We start from the raw sequence: 2,342 nt of genomic DNA, 5'->3' as shown, positions 1-2,342 counted from the left end.
GACCATCTGAAGGTCGGTTCCCTGGGCACCGGCCTGGGCCAGGGCAACGGCGGCATAGGTGTCAGCCTGCGGGGAGAGTTCGGCAACGACGCGCCGCAAGTGCCGGACAACTTCCACCAACGTGGTGCCGTCCTGCGCCGCTTTGGTTTCATCCAGACCGACGTAGAGCACGAATCCGCGAGCCTCATTGCCCGGGGCCTGGACGGGAGCTTCATGGGGGGCGAGCCGACGGTCTGTCTGCACATCCCCTGGTGCACCGTTGACCATGGAGCGCATGGCAGGTCCTGTATGGGGACGTTGCCCGGACGCCAGGCCCTCCCCCATGGCGGCTTGGTGCCGCACAGCTGCGGCACGGTTTCGCTGCGAGATGTGGACGTAGCCGGATGCACCCGCCATTACTGCTCCTCAAATTTGTGACCCCATCAGGGGTCCACCACAGGCAGCCCAAAGTTGGGCCGATACCCAGTTGCTGCAGGGCGCACGCGCAGGCTGTCCCATCTCTCCCACAAGCAAGACGTTCCGAACGACGCCGAAACCTGAACGCTCACTGAATGCAGCACAACCATCTTCATGCTTTACCCCCAGAAAGAGCAAGTAACAATTAGGTGATCGTCTCATATTCTGAGATACGGCAACGGCAAATTGGGGACAAGTCGGAAATCGCCACCTTTGTGGAGTTAATGAGTCGCGCGGTATCGCCTATTTGGGCGCATGTACGGCGTTTTCTCCAGGCTCGCACCCCATCACGATTGGGTAGCAAAACCATGACTGCCGGTCAATGAGTTGCACAATAAATCATGCTTGTCTCACTATCTGAGATACGTATGAGTAGCTTTTCATACTCACCCGCAGACAATCCAGCACACGCTGTGCACCACCAGCTGTTGCTGGACAACACAGAACAGGACCCCTGCTCCGGGATCTTCCGGAACAGGGGTCCTGTTCAACATCAGGGCACGGTCACCCCTGTCTCAGGTCAGTCGACAACCCCATACAGGCGGTCACCGGCATCACCCAGGCCCGGAATGATGTAGGCACGGTCATCAAGCTTCTGGTCAACTGCGGCAAGCACCACGTGAACGTCGTCGTCATCGAGCTTGGACTTCAAGGCCTCCAGGCCCTCCGGGGCCGCCAGAAGGCACAGGCAGGTGATCTGGGCTGCGCCGCGCTTGCGGAGGAACTTGATGGCCTCCACCAAGGTGCCGCCGGTGGCCAGCATGGGATCAAGCACAAACACCTGACGGCCACTGAGGTCATCGGGCAGGCGCTCGGCGTAGGTGACGATGTCCAGGGTTTCCTCGTTACGGGCCATGCCCAGGAAGCCGACCTCTGCGGTGGGCACCAAACGGGTCATGCCCTCCAACATGCCAAGACCCGCACGCAGGATGGGGACCACCAACGGACGCGGAGAGCTCAGAGCGGTACCGGTGGCGGTGGCCACCGGAGTGGTCACCTCAACAGGCTCCACACGAACTTCACGGGTGGCCTCGTAGGCAATGAGGGTCACCAGCTCCTCCACCAACTGGCGAAAAACCGGCGACGGAGTGTTCCGGTCCCTGAGAACCGTGAGTTTGTGGGCAACCAAGGGGTGATCCAGGACTGTGACGCGCATGCCGCAAAATTATCAGAGGCAGACCTTGACTGCCCTCCCCGCACACCTGCACCAGGAAGCCCGCCCCGTGAGTCCTCATCACCAGCCCCACTCCACCCAGCACCACGCGTGGATGCGCTCCGCCCTGGACCTGGCCCCCACTGCACTGGCCACCGGAGACGTACCCATTGCTGCGCTGGTCATTCACGACGACGGCGCCGTGGTGGGCCGAGGCGTCAACCGCAGGGAAGCCGACGGTGACCCCACCGCGCACGCCGAACTCCTGGCGTTGCGGGAGGCTGCCCAGACCCTGGGGCGATGGCGCCTGGAGGACTGCACGCTGGTGGTCACCCTGGAACCGTGTGCCATGTGCGCAGGTGCCAGTGTGTTGGCCAGGATTCCGCGGGTGGTGCTGGGCGCCTGGGACCCCAAGGCCGGTGCGTGTGGATCCGTGATGGACGTGGTCCGCAACCCTGCGCTGAATCACTGGACGGAGGTGCACGGGGACGTCCTGGCCGAGGAATGTGGGGAGCTGATCCGAGAGTTCTTTCGCGGGCACCGAGACCGCTGAGCCTGTGCAGATGCGCACTTGCAGAAATTTTGAAGCCCGTATGCCCCTCCGCTACGATTCTCGGGCTGGTGACGTGTCCGAGCGGCCGAAGGTGCATCACTCGAAATGATGTTTGGTGTAAAAGCCAACGAGGGTTCAAATCCCTCCGTCACCGCCAGTCACAAAGGCCCCTGCAGCCCC

At 62.2% G+C, this 2,342-nt stretch carries 2 protein-coding genes, 1 tRNA gene and 1 pseudogene; 2 read left to right on the top strand and 2 right to left on the bottom strand.

All coding sequences use genetic code 11. The annotated features are described in order from the left end of the window. Nucleotides 1-396, bottom strand: a pseudogene (locus L979_RS11975) (winged helix family transcriptional regulator); the annotation flags it as partial. 580 nt (nt 397-976) lie between these two features. Beyond that, nucleotides 977-1,612 carry a uracil phosphoribosyltransferase gene (upp, locus tag L979_RS11970; RefSeq protein ID WP_047692436.1) on the bottom strand — a complete coding sequence of 212 codons (636 nt, stop codon included), beginning with the start codon at nt 1,610-1,612 and terminating at the stop codon, nt 977-979. Between upp and tadA the strand changes: the two genes are divergently transcribed. Continuing rightward, complete coding sequence (gene tadA / locus L979_RS11965; RefSeq protein WP_081994441.1) at nt 1,611-2,162, top strand: tRNA adenosine(34) deaminase TadA; 552 nt, start codon at nt 1,611-1,613, stop codon at nt 2,160-2,162. The genes upp and tadA overlap by 2 nt on opposite strands. Nucleotides 2,163-2,229: 67 nt before the next feature. Then, nucleotides 2,230-2,319: transfer RNA gene (locus L979_RS11960), tRNA-Ser, on the top strand. The last annotated feature ends 23 nt before the right edge of the window (nt 2,320-2,342 follow it).

This window comes from Kocuria sp. ZOR0020 (assembly GCF_000800955.1).
Classification (GTDB): Bacteria; Actinomycetota; Actinomycetes; order Actinomycetales; family Micrococcaceae; genus Kocuria; species Kocuria subflava.
The sequence above is the reverse complement of the archived record's forward strand: the minus strand, read 5'-3'. Positions and strand labels throughout refer to the sequence as shown.